The sequence below is a fragment of the Mixta calida genome, from assembly GCF_002953215.1.
Lineage (GTDB): Bacteria > Pseudomonadota > Gammaproteobacteria > Enterobacterales > Enterobacteriaceae > Mixta > Mixta calida.
In genome coordinates this window covers 2,179,877-2,204,794 of the sequence record NZ_CP026378.1, presented here as the reverse complement: position 1 = coordinate 2,204,794, position 24,918 = coordinate 2,179,877, and the positions used below count along the sequence as shown (strand labels likewise).

General features: G+C 57.0%; 21 protein-coding genes and 1 pseudogene. 15 read left to right on the top strand and 7 right to left on the bottom strand.

The window, feature by feature from the left end; translation table 11 throughout:
• Entirely contained in the window at positions 1-612 is a 612-nt protein-coding gene (locus C2E16_RS10425; protein WP_084970106.1) for a flavin reductase family protein, read from the bottom strand.
• A gap of 390 nt (positions 613-1,002) precedes the next feature.
• Here C2E16_RS10425 and narU point away from each other — a divergent pair, with 390 nt between their 5' ends.
• The 7 genes and pseudogenes from narU to C2E16_RS10390 all read left to right on the top strand — a co-directional run bounded on the left by narU (position 1,003) and on the right by C2E16_RS10390 (position 11,230).
• Positions 1,003-2,385 (top strand): nitrate/nitrite transporter NarU, encoded by a 1,383-nt coding sequence (gene narU / locus C2E16_RS10420; protein WP_084970107.1) that lies wholly within the window; start codon positions 1,003-1,005, stop codon positions 2,383-2,385.
• Positions 2,386-2,473: 88 nt separating this feature from the next.
• Positions 2,474-6,213 (top strand): annotated as a pseudogene (locus tag C2E16_RS10415) (nitrate reductase subunit alpha).
• The gene (narH, locus tag C2E16_RS10410; RefSeq protein ID WP_084970108.1) at positions 6,210-7,745 is read left to right on the top strand and encodes a nitrate reductase subunit beta; all 1,536 of its coding nucleotides are present in this window, start codon (positions 6,210-6,212) and stop codon (positions 7,743-7,745) included. Before C2E16_RS10415 ends, narH begins: the two are co-directional and overlap by 4 nt.
• On the top strand, positions 7,745-8,440 hold the full coding sequence (gene narJ, locus C2E16_RS10405) for a nitrate reductase molybdenum cofactor assembly chaperone (RefSeq protein WP_038626147.1): 696 nt from the start codon (positions 7,745-7,747) through the stop codon (positions 8,438-8,440). Before narH ends, narJ begins: the two co-directional genes overlap by 1 nt.
• Complete coding sequence (gene narI / locus C2E16_RS10400) at positions 8,437-9,117, top strand: respiratory nitrate reductase subunit gamma (protein ID WP_288013931.1); 681 nt, start codon at positions 8,437-8,439, stop codon at positions 9,115-9,117. Before narJ ends, narI begins: the two co-directional genes overlap by 4 nt.
• Before the next feature lie 424 nt (positions 9,118-9,541).
• Positions 9,542-10,408, top strand: a complete 867-nt coding sequence (locus tag C2E16_RS10395; RefSeq protein ID WP_084970109.1) for an MBL fold metallo-hydrolase — start codon at positions 9,542-9,544, stop codon at positions 10,406-10,408.
• Between the two features lie 81 nt (positions 10,409-10,489).
• Complete coding sequence (locus tag C2E16_RS10390) at positions 10,490-11,230, top strand: nitroreductase family protein (RefSeq protein WP_038626153.1); 741 nt, start codon at positions 10,490-10,492, stop codon at positions 11,228-11,230.
• Between the two features lie 100 nt (positions 11,231-11,330).
• Here C2E16_RS10390 and C2E16_RS10385 read toward each other — a convergent pair whose 3' ends face one another.
• Positions 11,331-12,272, bottom strand: coding sequence for an AraC family transcriptional regulator (locus tag C2E16_RS10385; protein ID WP_244555268.1), 942 nt, complete (start codon positions 12,270-12,272; stop codon positions 11,331-11,333).
• Positions 12,273-12,474: 202 nt separating this feature from the next.
• Between C2E16_RS10385 and C2E16_RS10380 the strand changes: the two genes are divergently transcribed.
• Together C2E16_RS10380 and C2E16_RS10375 are read left to right on the top strand one after the other, a co-directional pair.
• A complete protein-coding gene (locus C2E16_RS10380) occupies positions 12,475-13,218 on the top strand; it encodes an SDR family oxidoreductase (RefSeq protein WP_038626157.1) in 744 nt (247 codons plus the stop codon).
• A 21-nt stretch (positions 13,219-13,239) separates the two neighbouring features.
• Positions 13,240-14,094 (top strand): SDR family oxidoreductase, encoded by an 855-nt coding sequence (locus C2E16_RS10375; RefSeq protein ID WP_104951491.1) that lies wholly within the window; start codon positions 13,240-13,242, stop codon positions 14,092-14,094.
• Positions 14,095-14,237: 143 nt separating this feature from the next.
• On the opposite strand, the gene tyrP is transcribed toward C2E16_RS10375, so the two are convergent.
• Positions 14,238-15,449, bottom strand: a complete 1,212-nt coding sequence (gene tyrP / locus C2E16_RS10370; RefSeq protein WP_038626161.1) for a tyrosine transporter TyrP — start codon at positions 15,447-15,449, stop codon at positions 14,238-14,240.
• Between the two features lie 338 nt (positions 15,450-15,787).
• On the opposite strand from tyrP, the gene C2E16_RS10365 reads away from it, so the two are divergent.
• Complete coding sequence (locus C2E16_RS10365) at positions 15,788-16,810, top strand: LLM class flavin-dependent oxidoreductase (RefSeq protein ID WP_038626163.1); 1,023 nt, start codon at positions 15,788-15,790, stop codon at positions 16,808-16,810.
• Between the two features lie 285 nt (positions 16,811-17,095).
• On the top strand, positions 17,096-17,521 hold the full coding sequence (locus C2E16_RS10360; protein WP_084970111.1) for a WapI family immunity protein: 426 nt from the start codon (positions 17,096-17,098) through the stop codon (positions 17,519-17,521).
• 411 nt (positions 17,522-17,932) lie between these two features.
• On the opposite strand, the gene C2E16_RS10350 is transcribed toward C2E16_RS10360, so the two are convergent.
• From C2E16_RS10350 to tctD, 4 genes are all read right to left on the bottom strand, one after another.
• On the bottom strand, positions 17,933-18,235 hold the full coding sequence (locus tag C2E16_RS10350) for a DUF1493 family protein (RefSeq protein WP_084970112.1): 303 nt from the start codon (positions 18,233-18,235) through the stop codon (positions 17,933-17,935).
• The gene (locus C2E16_RS21125; RefSeq protein ID WP_244555271.1) at positions 18,232-18,675 is read right to left on the bottom strand and encodes a hypothetical protein; all 444 of its coding nucleotides are present in this window, start codon (positions 18,673-18,675) and stop codon (positions 18,232-18,234) included. Before C2E16_RS21125 ends, C2E16_RS10350 begins: the two co-directional genes overlap by 4 nt.
• A 69-nt stretch (positions 18,676-18,744) precedes the next feature.
• Positions 18,745-20,124: a sensor histidine kinase gene (locus C2E16_RS10340; protein ID WP_038626169.1), complete on the bottom strand. Its 1,380-nt coding sequence runs from the start codon at positions 20,122-20,124 to the stop codon at positions 18,745-18,747.
• Entirely contained in the window at positions 20,121-20,786 is a 666-nt protein-coding gene (gene tctD / locus C2E16_RS10335) for a transcriptional regulator TctD (protein ID WP_038626170.1), read from the bottom strand. The genes C2E16_RS10340 and tctD overlap by 4 nt, the downstream gene beginning before the upstream one ends.
• Before the next feature lie 107 nt (positions 20,787-20,893).
• Here tctD and C2E16_RS10330 point away from each other — a divergent pair, with 107 nt between their 5' ends.
• The 4 genes from C2E16_RS10330 (at position 20,894) to C2E16_RS10315 (ending at position 24,855) form a co-directional block, all read left to right on the top strand.
• Positions 20,894-21,880 (top strand): Bug family tripartite tricarboxylate transporter substrate binding protein, encoded by a 987-nt coding sequence (locus C2E16_RS10330; protein ID WP_038626171.1) that lies wholly within the window; start codon positions 20,894-20,896, stop codon positions 21,878-21,880.
• A 12-nt stretch (positions 21,881-21,892) separates the two neighbouring features.
• Positions 21,893-22,324 (top strand): tripartite tricarboxylate transporter TctB family protein, encoded by a 432-nt coding sequence (locus C2E16_RS10325; protein ID WP_038626172.1) that lies wholly within the window; start codon positions 21,893-21,895, stop codon positions 22,322-22,324.
• 10 nt (positions 22,325-22,334) lie between these two features.
• Entirely contained in the window at positions 22,335-23,840 is a 1,506-nt protein-coding gene (locus C2E16_RS10320) for a tripartite tricarboxylate transporter permease (RefSeq protein WP_038626173.1), read from the top strand.
• Between the two features lie 214 nt (positions 23,841-24,054).
• On the top strand, positions 24,055-24,855 hold the full coding sequence (locus C2E16_RS10315; protein ID WP_038626175.1) for a MetQ/NlpA family ABC transporter substrate-binding protein: 801 nt from the start codon (positions 24,055-24,057) through the stop codon (positions 24,853-24,855).
• Positions 24,856-24,918 lie beyond the last annotated feature (63 nt).

Below are 24,918 nucleotides of genomic sequence, written 5' to 3'. Positions count from 1 at the left end.
CTAAGCGGTTGGCCTGCGCTGGCCAACCTCATCAAGCGGTTTCGCCTGCACCAGCGGGCCGCTGGTGACGAAGGTGCCAGCGCCCAGGTGATGCAGCGTATGGCTTTCAGGGCACTCCGGGGAAAAACGCCAGCGTCCTTCGCTAAACACGCGCGCATCGGCGGCGGCGGAGACCACCTCGCCGAACAGCGTATCGTACCGCTGCTGCGCCTCGGTTTCCGGCAGCAGACGGCACTCCAGCCAGGCGGCGCAGCCCTGTTCGATAACCGGCAGGCCCAGCTCAGGGCCGCTCAGCGCTTCGATACCGTAGCGCGCGAATTTATCTTCTTCGCGCCCGGAGACGCTGCCGACCGCCCAGGTAAGATCGGCGATCGCCGCCGTGGGAATACAGATGCCGAACGCCTGGTTTTGCTCGATGATGTCGCGCGACCAGGCGCCTTTATCCACCACGATAGCGATACGCGCCGGGATAAATTCCACCGGCGTCGACCAGGCGGCGGCCATCACGTTGCGACGGCCGGAAGCGGCGTCGGCGCTGGTAATCAAGACCGTAGGGCCGTGATTGAGCAGGCGGCTGGCATGGTTAAGCGCGACGGGCTGAAAACAGGACATAATGCACCTTAAGGTTAAGCGGCGGCGCCGCAGTAAGTTATCCAGTGGAAAAGCATACTGAAAGAGGCGCGGCGATGTTAAACCGAAGTGGTCATGGCGCATGGCCATGAGAACATGCGCTGGCGCGTGGCAGCGATCACAAAAACGGACCTTTATCCCTCCAAACTTAACGGTCTTTGCCGTTAATTGCCCTCAAGGTAAATAAGTGATTGCTGCTTTTTTACTGGTAGTGACTGTTTTTGCTGCATTTATTTTGTTTCGCAATCTAACTGTAACATTTTTTATTATTTCTTGGCGTTTATTGATCCCTCTAAATAACCCGTCTACGCTTACGGGAATTTGTCGCTTTGCTTCATTCCACCTTCATTGATTTTGACAGGGAATATGAACATGGCTTTAGATCAACGCAACACGCACGCCTCTCTGCGTGGCTGGGACGCTGAAAACCCACGTTTTTGGGCTCAGACCGGAAAAAAGATCGCGCGACGTAACCTCTGGGTTTCGGTTTTCGCCTTACTGCTGGCCTTCTGCGTCTGGATGTTATTCAGCGCAGTGGCGGTAAACCTCAACAAAGTCGGCTTTCATTTCACCACCGATCAGCTGTTTCTTCTTACTGCATTGCCTTCGCTTTCTGGCGCTATCCTGCGCGTGCCGTATTCTTTCGCCGTGCCGCTGGTCGGCGGACGGCAATGGACGGTGATCAGCACCGCCATCCTGATTATTCCCTGCGTCTGGCTCGGTTTCGCCGTGCAGAACACCGCCACGCCCTATAGCGTGTTTATCATTATCTCCCTGCTGTGCGGCTTCGCCGGCGCGAACTTCGCCTCCAGCATGGGCAATATCAGCTTCTTTTTCCCCAAGGCGCGGCAGGGCAGCGCGCTGGGCATTAACGGCGGGCTGGGCAATCTCGGCGTCAGCGTGATGCAGCTGGTAACGCCGGTAGTGATTACGCTGCCGCTGTTCGCCTTTCTCGGCGTGCATGGCGTCGACCAGGCGGACGGCGGCGCGCTGTGGCTGGCGAACGCCGCCTGGATTTGGGTGCCGCTGTTGGCGATAGCGGTTGCGACCGCCTGGTTCTGCATGGATACGCTGGCGGGCGCGCAGGCGTCGCTGCGCGAACAGCTTGTGGTGTTGAAGCGCGGCCATATGTGGCTGCTGAGCCTGCTCTATCTGGCGACCTTCGGCTCCTTTATCGGCTTTTCCGCCGGCTTCGCCATGTTGGCGAAAACGCAGTTTCCTTCCGTTGATATTCTGCGGCTCGCCTTTTTCGGACCCTTTCTCGGCGCGCTGGCGCGCTCGGTGGGCGGCATCGTCTCCGATAAGCTCGGCGGCATCCGCGTTACGCTGATCAACTTCATCCTGATGGCGCTGTTTACGCTGCTGCTGTTCTCCACACTGCCAGGCCACGGTACGGGCAACTTCATCGCCTTTTTCGCCGTGTTTATGGGGCTGTTTTTAACCGCCGGTCTTGGCAGCGGCTCGACCTTTCAGATGATCGCGGTCATTTTTCGCACCCTGACGCGCAAACGCGTGCTGGCCGCGGGCGGTACGGAAGCGCAGGCGCAGCATATCGCGGTGACGGAAACCGCGGCGGCGCTCGGCTTTATCTCCGCCATCGGTGCTATCGGCGGCTTCTTTATTCCAAAAGCGTTCGGCACCTCGCTGGCGATGACCGGCTCGCCGGTCGGCGCGATGAAGGTGTTCCTGGTGTTTTATATCGTTTGCATTCTGGTGACCTGGCTGGTTTACGGTCGCCGCACCTCTAAAAACTAATCACAGCGATGTTCCCTTTCTGCCTGTTTTTCAGGCTATGCAATGAACCATGTAACCGCAGGGGTGCCCCCTCTGCAAGGAGCAGGTAATGAGCAAGCTAGTGGACAAGTTTCGTTATTTTAGGCAAAAAAGCGACACGTTCTCCGACGGTCACGGTCAGCTGATGAACAGCAACCGCGATTGGGAGGACAGCTATCGTCAGCGTTGGCAGTTCGATAAGATTGTGCGTTCGACGCACGGCGTTAACTGTACCGGTTCATGCAGCTGGAAGATTTACGTTAAAAACGGCCTTGTCACCTGGGAGACGCAGCAGACCGACTATCCGCGCACCCGTCCCGACCTGCCCAATCATGAACCGCGCGGCTGTCCGCGCGGCGCCAGCTACTCCTGGTATATCTACAGCGCCAACCGTCTGAAGTACCCGCTGGTGCGCAAACGTCTGGTAGAACTGTGGCGCGAGGCGCTGGCGCAGCACAGCGATCCGGTCGACGCCTGGGGCTCGATCGTCACTGACCCGGTAAAAAGCCGCAGCTATAAAGAGGCGCGCGGCCACGGCGGTTTTATCCGCTCCGACTGGCGCGAGCTAAACACCCTGATCGCGGCCGCCAACATCTGGACAATTAAAACGTGCGGGCCGGATCGCGTGGCGGGCTTTTCGCCGATCCCGGCGATGTCGATGATCTCTTACGCTGCCGGCACGCGCTATCTGTCGTTGATCGGCGCCACCAGCCTGAGTTTTTACGACTGGTACTGCGATTTGCCGCCCGCGTCGCCGATGACCTGGGGCGAACAGACCGACGTACCGGAGTCCGCCGACTGGTACAACTCCAGCTATATCATCGCCTGGGGCTCCAACGTGCCGCAGACGCGCACCCCCGACGCCCATTTCTTTACCGAGGTGCGCTATAAAGGCACCAAAACCATCGCCATCAGCCCCGACTATTCGGAAGTGGCCAAGCTGTGCGACCAGTGGCTGTCGCCGAAGCAGGGCACCGACAGCGCGCTGGCGATGGCGATGGGCCACGTTATTCTGAAAGAGTTTCATCTTACCAATCCCAGCGACTACTTCCTCAGCTACGCGCGACGCTATACCGATATGCCGATGCTGGTGCTGCTGGAGGAGAACGAGGCGGGCTACTACACTTCCGGCCGCCTGCTGCGCGCCGCCGATCTCGCCGACGGGCTGGGCGAAACCAACAACCCGGAATGGAAAACCGTCGCCTTCAGCGAAACCGGCGACCTGGTGGCGCCGAACGGCTCCGCCGGTTTCCGCTGGGGCGAAAAGGGCAAATGGAACCTGGAACCGCTGGCGGCGGGCCAGGAGGTAACGCTGCGTCTCAGCCTGATTGACCACCGCGACGACGTGGCGCCGGTGGCGTTTCCCTATTACGGCGGCAATGAAAGCCCTAACTTCCGCCATGTGAAACAGGACCCGATCCTGCTGCATCAGCTGCCGGTGAAACATATCACCCTGGCGGACGGCACGGCGGGCCGCGTGGTGACGGTCTACGATCTGCTGCTGGCCAACTATGGGCTGGATCGCGGACTGGACGACGCCAACTGCGCGCAGAGCTATGACGACGTAAAAGCCTATACGCCCGCCTGGGCGGAGCAGATCAGCGGCGTGCCGCGTCAGCATCTGGAGACTATCGCGCGCGAGTTCGCCGAGACTGCCCACAAAACGCGCGGACGCTCGATGATTATCGTCGGCGCCGGTCTCAACCACTGGTATCACATGGATATGAACTACCGTGGCCTGATCAATATGCTGGTGTTCTGCGGCTGCGTCGGGCAGACCGGCGGCGGCTGGGCGCACTATGTCGGCCAGGAGAAGCTGCGCCCGCAGACCGGCTGGATGCCGCTGGCGTTCGCGCTCGACTGGAACCGTCCGCCGCGCCAGATGAACAGCACCTCTTATTTTTACGCTCACGCCAGCCAGTGGCGCTTTGAAAAGCTGAGCATCAGCGAGCTGCTGTCGCCGATTGCGCAGAAGGAGCGCTTCAGCGGCCAGCTGATCGATTTCAACGTGCGCGCCGAGCGCATGGGCTGGCTGCCGTCGGCGCCGCAGCTGAATACCAATCCGCTACGCATCGCCGCGCAGGCGAAGCTGCTGGGCCAGTCGCCGGTGGACTATACGGTAGAGGCGCTGAAAAGCGGCAGGCTGCGCTTCGCCTGCGAGCAGCCGGACGATGGCAATAACCATCCGCGCAACCTGTTTATCTGGCGCTCCAATCTGCTCGGATCGTCGGGCAAAGGCCATGAATACCTGCTGAAATACCTGCTCGGCACCGACAGCGGCATTCAGGGGGAAGAGTGCGTCGGCAAGGGCGACGCTATCCCGGAAGAGGTGGAGTGGCAGACGAAAGCGCTGGAGGGCAAGCTCGATCTGCTGGTGACGCTCGATTTCCGCATGTCCACCACCTGTCTCTTCTCCGACGTGGTGCTGCCGACCGCCTCCTGGTATGAGAAGGATGATATGAACACCACGGATATGCATCCGTTTATTCATCCGCTCTCCGCTGCGGTCGATCCGGTCTGGGAATCACGCACCGACTGGGAGATTTACAAGGATATCGCCAAAACTTTCTCCACGCTTTGCGTCGGCCATCTCGGACAGGAAACCGACGTGGTGTTGCAGCCGATTCAGCACGATTCGCCCGCAGAACTGGCGCAGCCCTATGAAATTAAAGAGTGGCATAAAGGCGAGTGCGACCTGATCCCCGGTAAAACTGCGCCGAATATTATTGTCGTTGAGCGCGACTATCCCGCTACCTGGGATCGCTTTACCTCTGTCGGCCCGCTGCTGGAGAAAATCGGCAACGGCGGCAAAGGGATCAACTGGGAGACGGCGAACGAAGTGGAACTGCTGCGCCAGCTGAACTACGTCAAGCCGGACGGCCCGGCGAAAGGTCAGCCGATGATCAACAGCGCCATCGACGCGGCGGAGATGATCCTGACGCTGGCGCCGGAGACCAACGGCAAGGTGGCGGTGAAGGCCTGGGAAGCGCTGGGCGAGATCACCGGCCGCGAGCATACCCATCTGGCGCGGCGCAAGGAGGAGGAAAAGATCCGCTTCCGCGATATTCAGGCGCAGCCGCGCAAAATCATCTCCAGCCCCACCTGGTCCGGGCTGGAGGATGAGCATGTCTCCTATAACTCCAGCTACACCAACGTGCATGAGCTGATCCCGTGGCGTACCCTGTCCGGTCGCCAGCAGCTCTATCAGGATCACCCGTGGATGCGCGCCTTCGGCGAAAGCCTGGTCGCCTATCGTCCGCCGATCGATACCCGCAGCGTGACGCAGCTGCAACATATTCCGTCGAACGGCTACCCGGAGAAAGCGCTGAACTTCCTGACGCCGCATCAGAAATGGGGCATTCATTCCACCTACAGCGAAAACCTGCTGATGCTGACCATGTCGCGCGGCGGGCCGATTATCTGGATGAGCGAGGATGACGCGCGTGAGCTGGAGATCAAAGACAACGACTGGGTCGAGGTGTTCAACGCCAACGGCGCGCTGACCTGCCGCGCGGTGGTGAGCCAGCGCGTCAAGCCGGGTTCGACCATGATGTATCACGCCCAAGAGCGCATCACCAATATCCCGGCTCCGAAGTGACCGGCATCCGCGGCGGTTTTCATAACTCCGTGACCCGCATCTGCCCGAAACCGACCCACATGATCGGCGGCTATGCCCATCTCGCCTACAGCTTTAACTATTACGGCACCGTAGGCTCCAACCGCGACGAGTTCATTATGATCCGCAAGATGAAAAACATTAACTGGCTGGATGGCGAAGGTCAGGATCAGGTGCAGGGGGAGAGAAAATGAGAATACGTTCACAGGTCGGAATGGTGATGAATCTCGACAAATGCATCGGCTGCCACACCTGTTCCATTACCTGTAAAAACGTCTGGACCGGGCGCGAAGGGATGGAGTATGCCTGGTTCAACAACGTCGAGACCAAGCCGGGCATCGGCTACCCGAAAGCCTGGGAAGATCAGGAGAAGTGGAAAGGCGGCTGGATCAGGAAAATCAACGGCAAGCTGGAGCCGCGGCTGGGCGGCAAGGCGGGCGTCATGGCGAAAATCTTCGCCAACCCCGAAGTGCCGGGCATCGATGACTATTACGAGCCGTTCAGCTTCGACTATCAGCACCTGCATAACGCGCCGGAGGGTAAATATCAGCCGACCGCGCGTCCGCGCTCGCTGATCAGCGGTCAGCGCATGAAAAAGATTGAGTGGGGCCCAAACTGGGAGGAGATTCTGGGCGGCGAATTCAGCCTGCGCTCGCAGGACAGCAACTTTGTCGCCATGCAGAAGGAGATGTACGGCCAGTTTGAAAACACCTTTATGATGTACCTGCCGCGCCTGTGCGAGCACTGCCTTAACCCCAGCTGCGTGGCGACCTGTCCCAGCGGCGCCATCTACAAGCGCGAAGAGGATGGCATCGTACTGATCGATCAGGATAAATGCCGCGGCTGGCGCCTCTGCATCAGCGGCTGCCCCTACAAAAAAATCTACTTCAACTGGAAAAGCGGCAAGTCGGAGAAGTGCATTTTCTGCTATCCGCGTATCGAATCGGGCATGCCGACCGTCTGTTCGGAAACCTGCGTCGGGCGCATTCGCTATCTCGGCGTGGTGCTGTATGACGCCGACCGCATCGCCGATGCCGCGAGCACCGAGCATGAAACCGACCTCTACGAACGACAGCTGGAGGTGTTTCTCGACCCCAACGATCCGGTCGTCATTGCCGAAGCGCTGGCGCAGGGCATCCCGGAGAACGTGCTGGAGGCGGCGCAGAAATCGCCGGTATGGAAGCTGGCGATGGACTGGAAGCTGGCGCTGCCGCTGCATCCCGAATACCGCACGCTGCCGATGGTCTGGTATGTGCCGCCGCTGTCGCCGATTCAGTCGGTGGCGGACGCGGGTCAGCTGCCGAAAAGCGACGGCGTGCTGCCGGCGGTAGAATCGCTACGCATTCCGGTGCAGTACCTGGCGAACCTGCTGACCGCGGGCGACACCGCGCCGGTGCTGCGCGCGCTCAAGCGTATGATGGCGATGCGCCACTACAAGCGCTCGCAGACGGTTGAGGGCGTGACTGATACGCGCGCCATCGAAGAGGTCGGGCTGAGCTTGGCGCAGGTAGAGGATATGTACCGCTATCTGGCGATCGCCAACTATGAGGATCGCTTCGTGATCCCCACCAGCCACCGTGAGCTGGCGGCCGACGCCTTCCCGGAGCGCAACGGCTGCGGCTTTACCTTCGGCGACGGCTGCCACGGCAGCGACAGCAAATTCAACCTGTTCAACAGCCGCCGCATCGATGCCATCAACATCACCCACAAAGCGGAGGGCGAGTAATGCAGATGCTGAAAATTGTCGCGCTGCTGCTGGAATACCCGGAAAAAGCGCTGTGGGAAGAACGCGAGGAGCTGTGCGCGCTGGTGGCGCAGCGTGCGCCGATGTTGCAGGGCTTTGTCGACGGCTGGCTTGGCGGCGCGCTGCTCGATCGCCAGTCGGAGTGGTGCGAGACCTTCGATCGCGGCTGCGCCACCTCGCTGCTGCTGTTTGAACATGTACATGGCGAATCGCGCGATCGCGGCCAGGCGATGGTCGATCTGCTGGCGCAGTATGAGCAGGCGGGACTGCTGCTGAACTGCCGTGAGCTGCCGGACTATCTGCCGCTCTATCTGGAATATCTCAGTCTTCAGCCGGAACCGGCGGCGCGCCAGGGGCTACAGGATGTCGCCCCGATCCTGGCGCTGCTCGGCGGGCGGTTGCAACAGCGCGGCAGCGCCTTCAGCCAGCTGTTTGACGCGCTGCTCGTCTGGGCGGACAGCCCGCTGCGCAGCAGCAGCGTCGCCGCGCAGGTGAGCAAGGAGCCGCGTGACGATACCCGACAGGCGCTGGATGCGGTCTGGGAGGAGGCGCAGATTAAGTTTATCGATGATCGGGCGCAGGAGTGCGACTCCGCGCCGGAGAAAGCGCATCAGCAGCGCATTCAGCAGCAGACGATGCCGCAATATCTGGACCTGTCAGCCGGAGGAGCTAAATAATGCACTACCTCAACATCTTCTTCTTCGAGATCTATCCCTACCTGTGCGGCACGGTGTTTATTATCGGCAGCTGGCTGCGCTACGACTACGGGCAGTACACCTGGCGCGCCGGATCGAGCCAGATGCTGGACAAAGGCAATTTCCGCCTCGCCTCGAATCTGTTCCATATCGGCATTATCGGCATCTTCTTCGGCCATCTGTTCGGGCTGTTGACGCCGCACTGGGTGTATGAACCCTTTCTTGCCATCGCCACCAAGCAAAAACTGGCGATGGTTGCGGGCGGCGTGTTTGGCCTGATGGCGCTGGTCGGCGGGCTGATGCTACTGAAGCGTCGCCTGTTCAATCCGCGCATCCGCGCCACCTCGACCCGCGCTGATATTGTCATTCTCGGCATTCTGATGGTGCAGCTGATCCTCGGTTTGACCTCGATTCTCTTTTCGCTGCGGCATCTCGACGGCGTGGGGATGATGAAGCTGGTCGGCTGGGCACAATCGGTGGTCACCTTCCAGGGCAACGCTTCAACCTGGCTGGATGGCGTGGAGTGGATTTATCGCGTTCATCTGGTGTTGGGCATGACGATTTTCCTCGTGTTTCCCTTTACCCGCCTGGTGCATGTCTGGAGCGCGCCGTTTGAATACTTCACGCGCCGCTACCAGCTGGTGCGCGCCCGCCGCTAAGCCGTAACGATAAAGCCGGCCCTGTTGATAAGACGGGGCCGGTTTTTTTATGGCTTTTCATCTTACTGCCAGGGCCAGTGATTTACGCAGGGAAGGGAGAGAATAGCCGTTGGCGGCGACATTCAGTGGATAAAAAAAATCCGGCTCCGTGGCAATGAACCGGAACCGGATGACGAAAAAGCGTCTACAGCAAAGGGTTACACAGGAACTCGTTAATAAAGTTAGTCCAGTTTCCCGATAATGCAATGTCCATACATTTATTAATGGTATTTTTTGTCGTTAAGCCTGGTCCTGCGTTACGACGGCGATCGGTGTTAACCGTGGGGAAGGTTTCCCTAAACGAAATGAATGATTATCCACTATTAAATTTATTCGACGGGTGAGTTAATTAAGATGGAAAACAATTATTAAAAGGAGGTATAGCGTGAAACATGTTCAGCCCCAAACAAAAGTTTTCCTGAGTAGCGATCAAAATGATGGCTTTGGCGTCACCTCTACCCTTATTTACGGCGAGCGTCAGGCGATACTGGTTGATGCGCAGTTTACCCTGGCTAATGCGCACCGGCTGGTAGCCGAACTGCTGGAACTGAAGCGAGAGCTGACGACAATATTTATTACGCACCTTCATCCCGATCACTATCTGGGCATTGAAGTTATCAAACAGGTTTGGCCAGAGGCGCGTATTGTCGCCTACCGGCAGATAGCGGATGCCATTAACGACGCCTGGGATTTCAAAATCGCTTACTGGGGCAAAACGATACTGCAAAAAAATGGCGCAACGATTAAGTTTACCGCCGAAAGGCTGGAAGATTCCGTTATCTGGCTGGAAGGTCAGGCGATAGAAATTCCGGGCATCATGTGTGGCGACTGCATTGAAATTGCGCCACTGTGGATACCCACAACCCGAACGCTTATTGCTTCCGACCTGGTCTTTTCCGATTGTCACGTCTGGCTGGCGGATATGCGTACGCCTGAACGTTTGCAGCAATGGCTTAATACGCTGGAGCGGCTGAAAGAAATGAGGCCGGATGTGGTTATCCCAGGGCACTCCTCATCTTCCCTGCATCTGTTGCCGTCGGCCATCGATTTTACCCGTCGCTACATTGACGATTTCTTTGCGCAGCTGGCATTGTCGGCCGATGCGCAAGCGCTTCAGCAAAATATGGATCGCCTCTATCCCGATCTGCCCCTGCGTATCTGCCTGGATTACAGCAGCCGCATTTTGAAAGATCATTATGTCTGGCCCGGCGACTGGCCGCCCGCGCTCAGGGAGATGCCTTCGGCGTTTTAACGCCGGGACGGCACAGAGTGGCAAGCTGCGCAGAAAGGGCTCCTCTACAATCCGGCAGGATTTAACACCAGAGGAGGAATAATGAATCCGGTTATTGAAACACTGATCACTCATCGCAGCGATCGTAGCTATCTTGATAAAGCAATTCCTGATGCCGTTCTGGATGACATTATCCTTTCTGCGTACCGCGCCCCGACCTCGGTTCACTCGCAGCAGGTGTCGGTGATCGTCACGCGCGACAAAGCGACCAAAGCGAAAATCGCCGAGCTGGCAGGCGGCCAGCCCTGGATCGCGCAGGCGCCGGTCTTTATTACTTTTGTGCTGGATATGCATAAAACCCGTGAAGCGATGGCGCTGATTGGCGAACAGCAGATCGCCCACGAAAGTATTGAAAGCATCGTCTCCGGCAGCACCGATGTCGGCATTGCGCTGGCGTCCGCGATGGCGGCGGCGCGCGCGCAGGGCCTCGGCGTGGTGCCGATCGGCGGTATGAGAAGAAGTCCGGCGGCGTTTATTGAGCTGTTCAATCTGCCGCCGCTGACGTTCCCGCTGGTGGGTATGGCGCTGGGCTATGTCGATCGTCCTGCCGACCTGAAGCCGCGTCTGCCGCTCTCTACTTTCCGTCATGAAGAGAAATATCAGACTGAAGGTATGGTGGAACAGATTGCTCAGTTCAACGACGAGCTGGAACAGCACTGGAAAACCATCAACCGCGATGGCGGCGAGAACTGGAGCCATACCGTAGCCAACTACTACAAAAACATCTACTTCCCGGACGTGCTGCCTGCGCTGGTGAAGCAGGGCTTCGGCAAAGATAAATAATTCCGCCGTTAAAGATGCGGAGGCTGCGGCCTCCGTTTTTTTGCCTGCCTTTTATTGACGCCATCCTGTCTGTCACCCCCGTCCGCTAACGCGCCCGTCGCTAGTGGGTGGCGGCAATGCCTTCCAGCTGCGTTATCGGCATCAGCGCAAAAAGCATTTTCATTTCGCGCGCCTCTTCGCCGGGCGTTCGCCCGAAGGTGCGCTTGAACTCCCGGTTGAACTGCGAAGGGCTTTCATAACCGACGCGCACGGCCGCGCCCGCCGCCGTCAGGTTATCGCGGATCATCAGCAGCCGCGCCTGGTGCAGGCGAACCGATTTTATGTACTGTACGGGCGAAGTGCCGGTGACGGTTTTAAAATGGGCGTGGAAGGTGGGAATGCTCATGCCCACTTCGCCCGACAGCAGACCGACATCCAGCGCCTGCGCATAGTCGTCATGAATGCGCTTCAGGGCGCGCGCGATGCGGCCAAAGCTGCCGTGACTGGCTAAGGCGGCCCGTATTGCGCCGCCCTGTACGCCGGTCAGGACGCGAAAGCAAAGCTCTCTGACAATTCCCGGCCCCAGCACTCGCGCCTCAAGAGAATCGGTCAGCGCCCGCAGCAGGCGCAGAGCGGTGTCGGCAAGCGCGCCGTCAAGCGGCGTGGACACAATCCCCATCGGATCGGCCATCGCGCCGCTGGCCTGTCGATCGACCTCTAATACCAGATCCGCTATCGAGGTCATATTGAGCCGCACTGAAATCGCCAGCAGCGGCTCCTCTTTGCTGGCGAAGGTTTCGGTCGAAAAAGGCAAGGGCACCGACAGCACCAGATAGTGCTGGGCGTCATAGGAGAAGATCCTGTCCGCCACATAACCGCGCTTGCTTCCCTGACAGACGATCACAATGCTCGGCTCATACAGCACCGGCGTGCGCCCTAAAGGATGATCGGCGCGCATCAGGCGCACGCTTTCCAGCAGCGTGCGCGTATAGCCTTCATGGGGCGCAAGCTGCTTAATCAGATCGATCATCTCTTTTTGCTGAACGGAGGCAGGAACAAACATGGCGCACGTAACCCGTTGATGACATAAACATGCAATGATTATGGCACAGAGCGTTTTAAAAATAATCATCTCTATAGGATTAGGCAATGATGCCATAGGTATCGACCTGTTTCATCCTGCTCTGCGGCTCTAAGCTTTCACTCAGTTCCACACACCCGGCGCCGCTACCGGCTCCGGCATGTAAAACCTGGAGGATCTGCCTGTGAAATCTTACGACGTAAACGCATCCAAAGTTATTTTACTGACCGGCGCCAGCAGCGGTATTGGCGAGGCGACGGCCCGACATCTGGCCTTACAGGGGCATAGGCTGATCGCCGGCGCGCGCCGCACCGATCGGCTTGCCGCTCTGTGCGATGAGCTGCGGGCGCAGGGCGCGACTATCGATACGCTTGAACTGGACGTTACCCAGCCGCACAGCGTGCAGAAGATGGCCGATTTCGCCATGGAGAAATACGGGAAAATCGATGTGCTGGTGAATAACGCTGGCGTGATGCCGCTTTCGCCGCTCTCGGCGCTGAAAATCGATGAATGGAATCAGATGATCGACGTCAATATCAAAGGTGTACTGCACGGCATCGCAGCGGTACTGCCGGTCATGGAGCGGCAGAAACAGGGGCAGGTGATCAATATTGCCTCTATCGGCGCCCATGCGGTTTCCCCGACTGCGGCGGTCTACTGCGCCAGTAAATATGCCGTATGGGCGATTTCCGACGGGCTGCGTCAGGAGAGCGATTACCTGCGCGTGACGGTTATCTGTCCGGGCGTGGTGGAGTCGGAACTGGCGGATCACATCACCGACGACGTGGCGCGCGACGCCATGCGCGAGTTTCGCCGCGTCGCGCTGCCGCCGCAGGCTATCGCCCAGGCGATTGGCTATGCCGTTGAGCAGCCGGACGGCGTCGACGTCAGTGAAATCATTGTGCGTCCTACCGCCAGCCCCTATTAATGTGTGCAGGAGATAACGCGTATGAATCCATCAAATAACGTCAACGTCTGGTTTATCACTGGCGCCGCACGCGGTATCGGACTGTCGCTGGCGCGTCAGGCGCTGGCCCAGGGAGACGCCGTGGTCGCCACATCGCGCACCCTTGCCAGCTTGCAACAGGCGCTGGGTAAAGAGAGCGCGACCCTGCTGGCGCTGGAAGTCGATCTTTGCGATGAGTCGAGCGTGCGAACGGCCATAGAGAAAGCTATCAGCAAGTTTGGCCGCATTGACCGCGTAGTCAATAACGCTGGTTATGGTCAGCAGGGCACGATCGAAGCATTAAGCGATGACGAACTGCGGCGCAACTTTGACGTTAACGTTTTCGCGCCGCTGCATGTATTGCGTTATGCCTTGCCGCATTTGCGACGTCAGCGTAGCGGACACATCTTTAACGTGGCGTCAATTGTCGGCTTTCAGGGTGGCTATGCGGGTTGGGGCAGCTATGTCGGCAGCAAATTCGCCATCGCCGGAATAACGGAAACGCTGGCGGCTGAAGTGGCTGAATTGGGGATTAAGGCTACCGTCGTTTATCCGGGGCCGGTGCGGACGGGCTTTTTATCTCAGGAGAGTCTGGCCGTTGCCCGCAACAGGATAGCCGATTACACCGAGGCTCAGGCCTCACTCGATCTTCATCTCAATAGCCTGGACGGGAAACAGGCGGGCGATCCTGAGAAGGTGGCCGCGCTCATCTTGCAGACGGCTACCGCTGAGACGCCGCCGGTGCATCTGTTTGTTGGCGCCATTGCCAACACGCTTGCAGAACAGAAGATGCGGGCTGCGCGTCAGGATCTCGAAGCCTGGCGCACGGCTTCCGACGCCACTGACTTTGCTCATTAAGCCGAAATGCGCCGCTGGAAGCGCGTGCCGGCGCGATTAACGCATAAACGGGCCATTGGCCCGTTTTTTATCACATCTGTGAAAAACCGGGCCTTTAACCCGGTTTCCTGGCGGCAGAAGGCATTTTTGCCGGTCTGGCCTTATTATCCCACCTCAGGCAGCCAACCCAGCGCGATCAGCGCCTGAATAGCGATCACGCCGATCCCGCAGAGAAAGACCAATATCAGCAGGGGCGAGCCGCCCATCACTTTGTATGCCGCCACGCCGTGCTGCTTGCGGCTGCGCCATACCAGCATCACGGGAATGATTAACGCCAGCACCGCCAACGCTACGCCAGCATAGCCGAGCGCCAGCACGAAACCCTGCGGATAGAACAGGGCGAAGGCGAGCGGCGGCAGAAAAGTCAGCAGGCCGCTTTGTAGTCGGCCTGTAACGTTACCGTTACGCTTACAGAGATCCGCCAGATAATCGAACAGGCCCAAAGAGACGCCGAGGAACGAGGTGGCCAACGCCAGATCGGCAAACAGATGGACCGCCAGCTCAACGTGCGGCGAAGCGACGACGGTACGGATCGCCTGTAACAGTCCATTCAGCCCGGCGTGATGGGCGAGCAGGGCGCTAAAGGCGTCGGCGTTGATCGCGCCCAGCGTCGCCAGCTGCCAGAAGAGATAGGCGACCAGCGGGATCGCGCTGCCGGTAATAAAGACCCAGCGCAGCTTGCGCAGGTCGCCATTCATATAGCTGATAACGCTGGGTACGCTGCCGTGAAAGCCGAAGGAGGTGAAAATCACCGGGATCGCCGACAGCACCAGCCCTTTTTCCAGCGGCAGCGTCAGCAGATTGGTACGATGAATATGCGGCATCATCAGCGCCAGCATCACAACCAGCAGAATGATTTTGGCGCTGAACAGCACGCGGTTGAACATATCGACCATATGCGTACCAATACAGACCACGCTGCCGGCAATCAGCGTAAACAGCAGCACGCCGCCGCTGGTGGAGATGGAAACGGAAAACCACTCGCTCAGGCTTGCCGCCAGCAGCTCGCCAGCGCCGCTGATATAGGCGGCCGTCAGCGCGTACATCAAAAACAGCATGCTGAAGCCGGTCAGCCACTGGCCCGGACGTCCAAGATAGCGGCGCGTCAGGGTACCCAGGCCGGTATCTGCCGATGCGTGCTGATAAACTTCAACCAGAAGCAGCGCGGTATAGCACATTAACGCCCACAGGCTGACCAGCAACAGCAGCGTGACGCCGGGACCCACGCCAGCGGCGGCTAACGGCATCGCCAACATGCCTGCGCCGATGGTGGTGCCTGCAACAATAAAAATACTGCCAAAAGTGCGATTCCTCACGCCTTCCTCTGAATTTAAGCTTCGCTATCGTTAAGTGCTGCGCAGGGTAAGCGAAAGTTTACACTCCGTCAAATATCCATAACAGTGATGAAAGCCGCTGTGGGCGGGCAACAGCCAATCGGTGGCTGCTACAGATGCTCATAGAGCACGGCGCCGAGGTAATAGCCTGCGCCAAACCCGACGATAACGTCGTACAGCCCAGCGGCTGACTCGCTGTTACGCATCATTCAGATCGTGGCGTTAACAGAGTGCGTTCCTGCCAGCAGATAGCTAAAGTTAATTGATGCATACACGATTATCGCCTGAACAGGCGGCCGCTTACAGATAAGGGTAAAAGCATGAAAAAAATCGGATTCCTGTCGTTTGGCCACTGGGGAGCCTCGTTCCAGTCGGCGACGCGCAGCGCGGCGGATGCGCTACAGCAATCGATCGAGCTGGCGGTCGCGGCTGAAGAACTTGGCGCGGATGGCGCCTGGTTTCGCGTGCATCATTTCGCCCGTCAGCTCAGCGCGCCGTTTCCGCTGCTGGCGGCGATTGGTGCACGCACCAAACGTATTGAGATCGGCACCGGCGTGATTGATATGCGCTATGAAAATCCGTTTTATATGGCGGAGGACGCGGGCGTGGCGGATCTGATCAGCAACGGACGTTTGCAGTTGGGGATCAGTCGCGGCTCGCCGGAGCAGGTGATCGACGGCTGGCGCTATTTTGGCTATCAGCCGCAGGAGGGCGAAAGCGATGCGGATATGGGACGCCGCCATGCTGAAGTATTGCTGGACGTATTGCGCGGCGAAGGATTCGCCAAACCCAATCCGCAGCCGATGTTCGCTAATCCGCCCGGACTGCTACGACCGGAGCCGTTTTCCGAAGGACTGCGCGAGCGTATCTGGTGGGGATCGGGTTCTAACGCCACGGCGATATGGGCGGCGAAGCTGGGCATGCATCTGCAAAGCTCGACCCTGAAGGATGATGAAACCGGCGAAGCGTTTCATATTCAACAGGCGAAACAGATCCGCGCCTGGCGCGCCGCCTGGTTGGAAGCGGGACATGCGCGCGTGGGGCGCGTTTCGGTTAGTCGCAGCATCTTCCCGTTGATCAATAATCAAGACCGCGCTTATTTTGGCGCCAGCAGAGAAGAGGGCGATCAGGTCGGTTATCTGGACGAGAAGACGCGCGCCATCTTTGGCCGCAGCTACGCCGCCGAACCGGAACGCCTGATCGCGCAGCTGAAGCAGGATGAAGCGATCGCCGAGGCGGACACGCTGTTGCTGACGATTCCCAATCAGCTTGGCGTCGATTACTGCGCTCATGTGATTGAAGCGGTATTAACGCAGGTCGCGCCGGAACTGGGCTGGCGTTAGCGGTTAGCGAATTTGTCGTTTGTTCAGCCGCCGCGTTCGATACGGGCTGAAACTGCGTGTCATATGGCCGGTCTTTATCGACCGGCTGGATTTACTGGCGGAAAACCACGCCGTTACGTCTGTTTTTTTTGGCGCGTCTACGTTCATTTTGCAGGAGCATGGTGCTGTTAAGTTCACAAAATTCACGTAGCGCGATCTCACTAACATAAACGTTTTAAATTTGAAATCGTGGTTCGTGAAAAGGACTGGACGATCACTCATTTTGTGTATAAATGATGGGGTACTATGATAGAAATCGTAAGTGGTTCAAGGATATTACGTCTTTCGCCATTCGAAAGGCAAAATACCCCAGAAGCCCCTGAATATGACTGGATAAGAACATACGTTGAATATCAACTTCCTGAGTTGAAGACACAATATCAGGCATCATTTTGTGTCGGGGAACTGACTGATTTTAGAAGAAATATGGTTTCTTTTTATCGGGGGTTGATTGATGGGAGCAGACCACCTGAGGTGATCTTTAAAAGCACAGAAAATCAGTTAAATTTGCATTTTGTTCCTATGCCTGGAAATTCTGTCGCAGTGGATTTAACGCTCAGGCCTGAAAATCCGGCGGAAAGTGTTATCGTAAAAGATTCTTTTGGCATAGATGAGAGCTACTTCCCAGCGTTGTTGTCCGGCCTTGACGAGATGATTAACTGGCAGAACTGAAAGGCTTTTATTCTTGGTCAGCCTTTTCCCGTTACCACGGCTTCTATGTTGATGAAGCGGGAAAACGCCAAAAGGTGAATTCGGCCATTTGCGCCAGCGATGTGACGGTGCATTGTCGATGCTGCACCTATACGTTTAATGGGGTTCCGCTAAAAGGATCGGGAGCGGGGCAGAATCAGGCGACGGGCCAGTCGATTGGGCGTAGAACCAAAACCAGGCAGGCATCACCAGGCAATAAGACGCAAAGGGATAGGAAGGAAACAGGTAGCTATTTGCGGGTACATAAGCTGATATCTAATTTAACATAATATACATTATGCGCACCAAGGTAACGGAGGCTCAAAGTTGACGTTTATTTGTGGTTCATTATTCAGGCTATAGCGGAGAGCGAAAAGCAGCTCTCCAACTGAGTTAATCATATAGCCAGCGACCCGCTTTAGCAGATTCAATTAGCATGTTGATGGTCAGTGGCTTTGCATCTTTACGATTTTTCACAGGAAAATAGATACTGAAATCGAGATCGGCATGTTTGAGATTAAACTCAGTAAAAATCTCATCAAGCAAATCCTGCGCCTCTTCTTCGTCCATGTTCATGGTGTGGTTTAGTGATGTATCGCCATTTAAAGAAGGCATTTTAAATGTCAGCCATGAGCGTCCATTCCACGGCCGGACAATGTCGTAAACCCGCTTTTCAACAGCATCTGCATCTATCATATTTTATCGTTTCCTCTGGCTATGCGGTTGTAATCCCTGACTGTACGGTACGCTATTTGTGAGACATCAGACGCCAGAATAATCCAGCCCAGCACAGGTATAGCCCTGCCAGTAAAGGTGCTAATTTTTCTAACCATGAGAATTTTTAGTTTATGAGGTGGATAACCACCAATAACAGACGGTAGCTTTATTCCCCATGGAAAAATAGGTGTTGTTAAGCTCTTCGACTGTATCCATACCGTAATTTCCTGATTGTAAATGACTTTATTGCATTGGCAATGCGACCATACAGTGAGGCTGTTATAACGCTTTTGCGCGTCGTACCTTAGCCCAATCTTAAAATACTCAGCCAGGGCCAGGCAGACGAGCAGTTTTACATTTAATGATTTGTTGCTTTCTTCGCAATAACTTAATGATTCAATGAACGATTTTAAATCCATAAAGGGACAGTTCTGGGATTTGATATTGAGCTATAAATTGAATCATGTTTGCCTTTTGTAGAAACCAGGTCAGCTTGTAAAGGTAACCACCACCCTTAATCCGCCCAGCGTCGGACTACGTTCCAGCGTCATCGTCGCGCCGTGCCAGGCGCAAATATCCTTCACCAGAGCTAAACCGATTCCCGCGCCGGGCTGTGTACTGCCGTGATCGAGTCGGGAAAACGGCTGTAAGGCTTTTTCCTGCTCGGTGCCGGAAATGCCTGGGCCGCTGTCCTCGATCGCTAACCTGCCCGCCTGTAAACGCGCCGTAATGACCCCGCCGTCCGGCGTATACTTAATCGCATTATCCAGCAGATTCGCGCACAGTTCGCCAAGTAAAACCGCGTCGCCAAATACCGCACATTTCTCATCCCCCTCATAGCCGAGGTCGATCTGCTTATTTCTTGCGGCGGTATAGCTGCTGAAACAGGCGTCACGCAGAATTGCTGCTAAATCGACGCTGACGCGCGGCAGTTCTTCGCCGTGGTGCGCCTTAATCCGCGCCAGCTGAAGTAACCGATCGGTAAGCAGAATGGTGTCATCCAGCGTATGCCGCATTCCCTGCAAACTCTCCTGCCACTGTTCAGGACGATCGCTGCTCAGCGCCACGCCTACCTGCGTTTTCAGGATCGCCAGGGGCGTGCGGAGCTGATGCGCGGCGTCAGCGCTAAAACGATCCTGCCGCGCCAGCAGGCTGCGCAAACGTTCAAGATAACGGTTAAAAGCGATAATCAACGGTTGCAGTTCAGACCAGGGCAACGAAGGCAGCGGCGTTAATTCACTGCCGTCGCGCCGTGACAGAAGACGCGATAACTGGCGCAGTGGACGCAAAACCCGGCGCAGCATCAGTCCCGCCAGCAGCAGCGTCACCAAAACCAGAAAAGTTTGGCTGAGCAGCGCGGTATGCAGCAAACCGTCGGCAAAAGCGCGGCGGGAATTCAGCGTTTCCGCCACCAGTACCAGCGCCATGCCGTTAACGCCCTCCTCGCTCACCGGCTGCCAGAGCGCGGCAACCCGAATGCGTTGTTGGCGATAGCGCGCATCATAGAAATGCACCAGCGCCGGATAGAGCTCTGAAGGCGCGCTGGCTGGCGGAATGGCTGGCAGATCGTCGTAGCCCGACAGCGTTTTGCCCTCCGGCGAAATCACCTGATAAAAGAGCTGATCGTTCATATTGCGCTCGAAACTGTCGAGCACCACCCACGGCACATCCACTTCGATATGACCATTTCTTACCACCAGCCGCTCAGCAACGGTTCGCGCCGACGCCAGTAACGAGCGATCGTAAGCCTGATTCGCCGCATGGACAGCGCTTTGATAGTGCGTATAAACCGAAAGTCCCCACAGCAGCAGCAGCGGCGCGCCGAGCCAGGCAAGCAGTTCGCCGCGCAAAGAGTGAATAAGCCTCACGTTAGCGTTTCCAGCGTATAGCCAAGGCCACGCAGCGTTACGATTGCCACATCACTTCCCGCCAGTTTTTTACGTACCCGGTGTATATAAAGTTCAATGCTTTCCGGGCTGACATCATCAGCGAGCGTAAAGGTTTGTTCATAAAGATGCTGCCGTGAAACCGGCCTGCCGCGTCGCTGCATCAGCGTCGTCAGGATGCTGCTTTCTCGCGGCGTAAGGGCCAACGGCTTCTCGGCCAGCAGAAAATAGCCTTCGGCATCAAGGACTAACTGCCCCAGCGCCTGTTGCTGTGATGAATGATTCTGGCTACGCCGCAGCAGCGCCCGCAGCCGCGCTTCAAGCTCATCCAGCTCGAAGGGCTTGGTCAGATAATCGTCAGCGCCGAGATTAAGGCCGCGCACCCTGTCGTCCAGCGATCCGCGCGCGGTCAACAGCAGTACCGGCATATTTTGTCCGCGCCGCCGCAGCCGTGAGAGTACCTCAAGGCCATCCATACGGGGCAATGCCACATCCAGCACTACCAGAGCGTACTCCTCGCTATGCAGCATATGGTCTGCCGCGACGCCGTTCGCCACCCAATCGACAGCAAATCCTTTTTGCGTCAGCGCCTTCTGTAACCAACGCGCCAGCTCAACCGTATCTTCAACCAGTAAGAGACGCATATCACATCCTGACATTAATTCCGGGTAATGAAAGGTAAATGAAAGGTAGCTGCTTTAACAATTTGGTAACGATAAATTTTCGGCAGTAATCACACTCTGGAAGAAGAATGGAGCGAAAGATGAAAATTATAACGGCCCTGACCTCAACCCTGATGGCCCTTTCCGTTTCAACCGCCTTTGCGGCAGAAGCGCCCTCACGTACCGAATGTATCGCCCCCGCTAAACCGGGCGGCGGTTTCGACCTGACCTGTAAGCTGCTACAGGTCTCGCTACAGGAAACGAAACAGATCTCCTCGCCGATGCGCGTTACCTATATGCCCGGCGGCGTGGGCGCAGTGGCCTATAACGCGATTATTGCGCAGCGTCCGGCCGAAGCGGGCACCGTCGTCGCCTTTTCAGGCGGCTCGCTGCTGAATCTCTCGCAGGGCAAATTTGGCCGCTACTCCGTCGATGACGTTAAGTGGCTGGCTGCGGTCGGCACCGATTACGGCATGGTCGCGGTCCGTGATGACGCCCCGTGGAAAACGCTGGGCGAGCTGATGACGGCGATGAAAAATGATCCGACCAAAGTCGTGGTCGGCGCCGGCGCTTCGATTGGCAGTCAGGACTGGATGAAAACCGCGCTGCTGGCCAGCAAGGCGGGCATCGATCCGCGCAAAATGCGCTATGTCGCTTTTGAAGGCGGCGGCGAACCGGTCACCGCCCTGCTCGGCAACCATATTCAGGTGGTATCCGGCGATATGAGCGAAATGGTGCCGCATCTGCAAGCCGGCAAGCTGCGCGTGCTGGCGGTCATGTCTGATAAGCGCCTGCCAGGGAAGCTGGCCAGCGTGCCGACCGCCAAAGAGCAAGGCTTTGACGTCGAATGGCCAATTATCCGCGGCTTTTATCTGGGGCCGAAAGTCAGCGAGGCCGACTATCAGTGGTGGGAAGAGACCTTTAAAAAGCTGGTCAATACCCCTGAATTCCAGAAGCAGCGTGATATGCGCGGCCTGTTTGAGTTCAACCTGTTTGGCAAAGAGCTCGACAGCTACGTAAAAACGCAGGTGGCGGATTACCGCGAAAAAGCGAAATCGTTTGGGCTGGCCAAATAAGCGGAGCAGATAATGAGCGATCGTATTTTTGCAGCGCTGTGGCTTGCGCTCTGCCTTGGCGGCATGGTGGTAGCCTGGCAAATTCATAGCGAATACAGTTACGAACCGGTCGGCCCACGCCCGTTCCCTATGGGAATACTTGGTCTGATGGCGATCTGCGCTCTGCTGATGCTGTTTCGCAAACCCGACGTTATTCACTGGCCCGCCCGCAGCACGTTTAAACGTTTAGTGGCGCTGGCGGTGATGATGATGATTTACGGCTGGCTGTTTGAAACCCTGGGCTTCGCGCTTTGCACTACGCTGCTGACGTTTGGCATCGGCCTGCTGTTCGGCGCGCGTTGGTGGGCGGCGGCGATTTCCGGCGTGGTAATGGGCGTGGCGTTATTTTATGCCTTTGACAGGCTGCTGGAAGTGACACTTCCGGTCGGCAGCTGGCTGAGTTAAGGAGAGCGTTATGGATACCTGGTATTTTTTGATGCAGGGCTTCGGCGTTGCGCTGACGCCGGAAAACCTGCTGATTGCGCTGATCGGCTGCTTTATCGGCACCATTGTGGGGCTGCTGCCGGGACTGGGGCCTATCAACGGCGTGGCGATCCTGATGCCGCTGGCCTTCGCCCTGCACCTTCCTGCGGAAACGGCATTGATCCTGTTGGCGACCGTCTATCTTGGCTGTGAATATGGCGGCCGCATCTCCTCCATTCTGCTCAACGTGCCCGGCGATGCGGGCGCGATTATGACGGCGCTGGATGGGTATCCGATGGCGCAACAGGGCAAAGCGGGCGTAGCGCTCTCTATCTCGGCGGTAAGTTCGTTTATCGGTTCGACCATCGCTATCATCGGCATTATTTTGTTCGCGCCGCTGCTGGCAAGCTGGTCGCTGGCGTTCGGCCCGGCGGAATATTTCGCGCTAATGGTCTTCGCCATCGCCTGCCTGGGCAGCATGATGAGCCATAATCCGCTGAAGTCATTCCTTTCGGCCCTGATTGGGCTGAGCATGGCTACGGTCGGCGTCGACGCCAATACCGGCGTTTACCGCTTTACCTTTGACAGCGTCCACCTTTCTGACGGCATTCAGTTTGTGGTGGTCGTGATCGGCCTGTTTTCCGTCAGCGAAATTTTACTGATGCTGGAGTCGACCAGCACCGGGCAGAAAGCGGTGCGCGCCAGCGGACGCATGATGTTCAATATGAAAGAGGCGGCCATGTCGACCGGCGCCACCCTACGCTCCTCGTTTATCGGCTTCTTTGTCGGCGTGTTACCTGGCGCAGGCGCAACGATCGCCAGCGCTATCGCCTATATGACCGAGAAAAAGATCAGCGGCAGCGATCAATTCGGTAAGGGTGATATTCGCGGCGTCGCGGCGCCGGAAGCGGCCAACAACGCCTCAGCCTGCGGCTCTTTCATTCCTATGTTAACGCTGGGCATTCCCGGCTCAGGTACGACGGCGGTGATGGTTGGCGCGCTAACCCTGTATAACATCACGCCCGGCCCGGCGATGTTCGTTGAGCAGCCTGATATTGTCTGGGGCCTGATCGCCGCGCTGTTAATCGGCAACGTGATGCTGCTGATTATGAATATTCCGATGATCAATGTCTTTGCCCGGATGCTGAACATTCCGCTGTGGTTTTTAGTGCCGGCTATCGCCGCGATCTCTGCGGTGGGCGTTTACGCGGTCCACAGCACCACCTTTGATCTGATGCTGATGGTGGGACTGGGCATCTTCGGCTATATCCTGCGCAAGATGGATTTCCCGATGTCGCCGCTGATTCTGGGCTTTGTATTGGGCGAAATGCTGGAACAGAACCTGCGCCGCGCGCTGTCGATCAGCAACGGCAACCTGCCTATTTTGTGGGAAAGCCTGATCTGTAAGGTGTTGCTGGCGCTGGCCATCGCCGTGTTGTTAGTGCCGCCTTTATGGAAACGCTATCGTCGCAAGCGCATGAAGCTGGCGGCTCAGTAACTGTTCATCAGAGAAAACCCCCGTAGAACGTGACGGGGGTTTTTCTTTTACTCTGCTTTTCCGCCGGATCGCCGACGCAACGGTAAGAATCTGTGCGGCCTCACCGCTTAAAATTCAGGCGGCGCATTTTTGAGCAAACGCATTTTCCACGGATGTACAGACGTCTGGATGTATATTATAGTGATTTCCTAACACTTATAAGGGAACACCATAAATGAAAAAAACACTGCTCACGGCCCTTCTGGCGGCGTCCGTCACTCTGCTCAGCGCCTGCAATAAAGAGGAAGACAGCAAAATTAAAGTGGCGATCAATACTGGCCCGGATCAGGCGCTGTGGGAAACCGTTAAGCAGGTGGCGCACGATAAATATAAGCTGGATGTCGATGTGATCGCGTTTAACGACTATGTACAGCCTAACGAAGCGCTGTTTAACAAGGATGTGGACGCCAACGCCTTCCAGAGTCTGCCTTATTTAGAGATGCAGTCCAAAGAGCGCGGCTATCGCTTCGCCGTAGTCACCCATACCTTTGTCTTCCCTATTGCAGGCTATTCGCGCAAGATTAAATCGCTGAAAGAGCTGCCGGACGGCGCAACGGTCACCCTCTCCAACGAGGCGACGACGCTGGGCCGTAGCCTGTTGTTATTACAGGCGCAGGGACTGATCACCGTTAAGCCTGAAGCGGGCCTGCTGCCGACCACGCTGGACGTTACCTCCAACCCGAAAAAACTGAAGTTTGTCGAAGTGGATACGCCGCAGCTGGCGCGCACGCTGGACGATCCGCAGGTCTATCTCTCGATTATCAACAACAATTTCGCGGCACTGGTTAATCTCTCCGCCTCGCGCGACGGCATGTTTATGGAAGGCAAAGCCTCCCCATACGTCAACGCGATTGTGGCGCGCGAAGATAATAAAGACAGCCCGAACATTCAGAAGCTGAAGCAGGCATTCCAGTCGCAGGAAGTGCTTGATAAAGCTAACGAGCTCTATAAAGGCGATATTATTAAAGGCTGGTAATCCTGCCCGTTTCCTGTGATGAAACCGCCCTGCGTGGCGGTTTTTTTATGGCATGCGAAAAGC